At 41.9% G+C, this 2,574-nt stretch carries 1 protein-coding gene and 1 pseudogene; both read right to left on the bottom strand.

Annotated features, from left to right (window positions below):
• Positions 1-34: 34 nt before the first annotated feature.
• A complete protein-coding gene (locus F6K37_RS37835; RefSeq protein WP_287256179.1) occupies positions 35-1,486 on the bottom strand; it encodes a hypothetical protein in 1,452 nt (483 codons plus the stop codon).
• Positions 1,486-2,574: pseudogene (locus tag F6K37_RS37830) on the bottom strand (hypothetical protein); the annotation flags it as partial. The pseudogene F6K37_RS37830 and the gene F6K37_RS37835, both read right to left, overlap by 1 nt.

The following is a 2,574-nucleotide window of genomic DNA, read 5'->3' as shown; positions in this document are numbered from 1 at the left end:
TTAGGCACTGCCTAGGCTGTTGAGTTTGAATCCCTTATGCCGATAAAAGTTCATGCAGTTTATATGTCAATTTTTGTAGTCTGAAAAATAGCCCACAAGTAATGCCCTCTGGGTCTAGATTTTGAGTCCATGCTGAAAAATTTTCTCGTTTTTTGTAAATAGCGCTCCTTACTGTTTCTTTTGATCTCTTCAAACGCTGAGCCAATTCATCTAGGGTTAAATACATATCTTGAGGTAAGGGTTGTGGAAAATGCTCCTCGGTAGGTTGTCTTTCAGTTAAGTCAGACTTTCGGCGGTCACCGCCCGAAGTTCCATTAACAAGATCTATCCTCTCTCCCTGCTGCGATGGGTCAGTATCATTAGCATTGACATCGTTAGATGGCTTTTCCTGAGGAAGTGGTTGTTGTTGATTGGTTGTATCCACACCGACAGCTGCACTTCCATTGCTAACGCTAAGGGTATGAGACTTCAAATTTTCCTGTGAAGAACTGTCAGTATTACTAGTGTTTGAAGAAGTATTGTCAGTAGAGTTGTTATGATTATCAACGAGTTGTTCAGTTTCGTCAAAAGGAGGCTCTAGCTTTTCACTCAAGTAATCTATCAGCTCCTTGAGTTTTTCGTTTTGATAGAACTGAAGAAGTTTCTCTGCTGCTTTCTTGGGATGATCCATCCGCACGGACTTGGAACGGTCTTTAACCCCCAATAAGTCCTTGACAAAACGATTTAGCTCTCGGCTATAGGCAGGCTCTTTGTCCTCATCTTCGGGAATTGGGTTAGTATATATGTACTGTCTCAGCCGAACACCAACTAAATCTCGCTTATCGAGGTACTCCCGTTCTTCGGCGGTAAGATGATTAGGATCTTTAATGTTACGACCTAATTTAGCAGCAACATCTATGGCGATTAATCCTCTGTCCAGTAAGTATCCTATCTCTGGAATGGCTTCTGCTGCTCGGTTTGCAGCACGAATGCGTTCTTGTTGTGCAGATTTTACCGACCCATAGTCACTATGGGTCGGTATAAGCTTATATTTCCCATATTCGTCTCTCTGCGGCTCCGCTGCTTGATAGATAATCGTTCGGAATTTCCTCTGTACTTCCAAATCTGCCTGTAGTACCCTGTCTAACGTCTCCACACTGGTTTCTAAACCATTAGGGCGTTTGGCAGTTATAAATTCTTGAAAGTTCTCAGAATCAGTGCCTTGGATATAGCAACAGTAGTAAGGAGTAACAACTCCCTTAGCAACATATAGACACTCCCAAGACTTGTTCTCAATGATTTCATTGAGAAACTGAGGAATCTTATCAACAAATGCTAAATCTTTGCCAATTCCAGAGGCTATACCATCAGAGACAAAGAAAGCTTTCACTGCTTTTTCATGCTCTTCTTCAGGTAGTCGGTCGTCTTCTGAGTTAACTTTATTGATAACGGCTGTTTTGGGTAAATTACCTTGGGTTGGGTCAATTGTGTTGAATTTTTCTTCCATTACAAATCCTCTGTCTCTTTGCGTTGTTTAGCATCAGCAATGCGGTCACAAAGCCATACATAGATTTGCTCCCATCCTTTATGACCAATAAAATCTTTGAGTGGAAGAGTATGTTTCTGTTTGGCTTTAGTGTGAATTTCCTTGATTCTTTCCGCTCGCTCTTGGTCGTTAGCAGTGTTGGGATATAGAATATAGGATAAACGCTTCGCTTTTTGATGAGCTTGTTTACGAGCATATTCAAGTTTATCATTTGACAACAAACTTGAGTATTCAGAAGGAAAGCCTTGAGGAACATCCTCTGTAGAATAGGTTTTGCGGTTACTGTTTATTGGCTTGATAGTTGATTGATACTCATTACGCAGCAGATTAAATAATGGTTGGTCTCGTTGAAGCATTTGTGCCAGATGAGCAGGAGTTTCCCCCCAACGTCGCCAAATTTCCTTGTTTGCTACTGCCCATTCAGCAACATTAGTATACTCGTCAGAAATCTCTTCTCCATCTACGATCTGCGTTGCTAACTCTCCAGTAGAAGCGAGTGGCTCAAAGGAGGAGAGGAGTGTTTTTCTGTTTCCTTCCCCATCACTATCACTGTTTTCATCTTCGAATTCTTTTTCCTTTTTTTCTCGAATCACATGAGCAACTTCATCCATCACACTTATTGCTAAATCAATGAGTGTGGGGTGTGCAGGAATGAGTGTTTCCACAGCTTCTGGTGAATCTTCTGGAAATTTACGCAACAAACGCCCCAGATCTTGCATAAAAGATAGAGGGGCGCGAATATTAGTAGCATGAATGCGGTATTTCAGACGATGAATCGAAACTCCTTCACCCAACATTCCCACACCAACTATCCATGATCTTGCTGCTGGACCTGTTTCTGCTGCGAACTTTTCAATGAGTTCGCTAGAGCTTTGATTTGAGGAAGAGTTAGAGTTCGAGTTAGGGTCATCATCTCTGGAAACAACAACTAAGACATCATCTCCAGTAAGACGACAAATGCGCTCTTTTATGCGTTTAGCCGCTTGAATTGTCGGAACTCGAACGTAGGTTGCACACTCAGGTAATCCTCTAACACGATCTCGCTTCAA

Source organism: Moorena sp. SIO4E2 (genome assembly GCF_010671945.1).
GTDB classification, from domain to species: domain Bacteria; phylum Cyanobacteriota; class Cyanobacteriia; order Cyanobacteriales; family Coleofasciculaceae; genus Moorena; species Moorena producens.
This window is presented reverse-complemented; position numbering and strand designations above follow the sequence as displayed.

Bases quoted from the DNA above. Each gene is read 5' to 3' on its own strand.
- F6K37_RS37835 (WP_287256179.1), bottom strand. From the start codon at position 1,486: ATGGAAGAAAAATTCAACACAATTGACCCAACCCAAGGTAATTTACCC.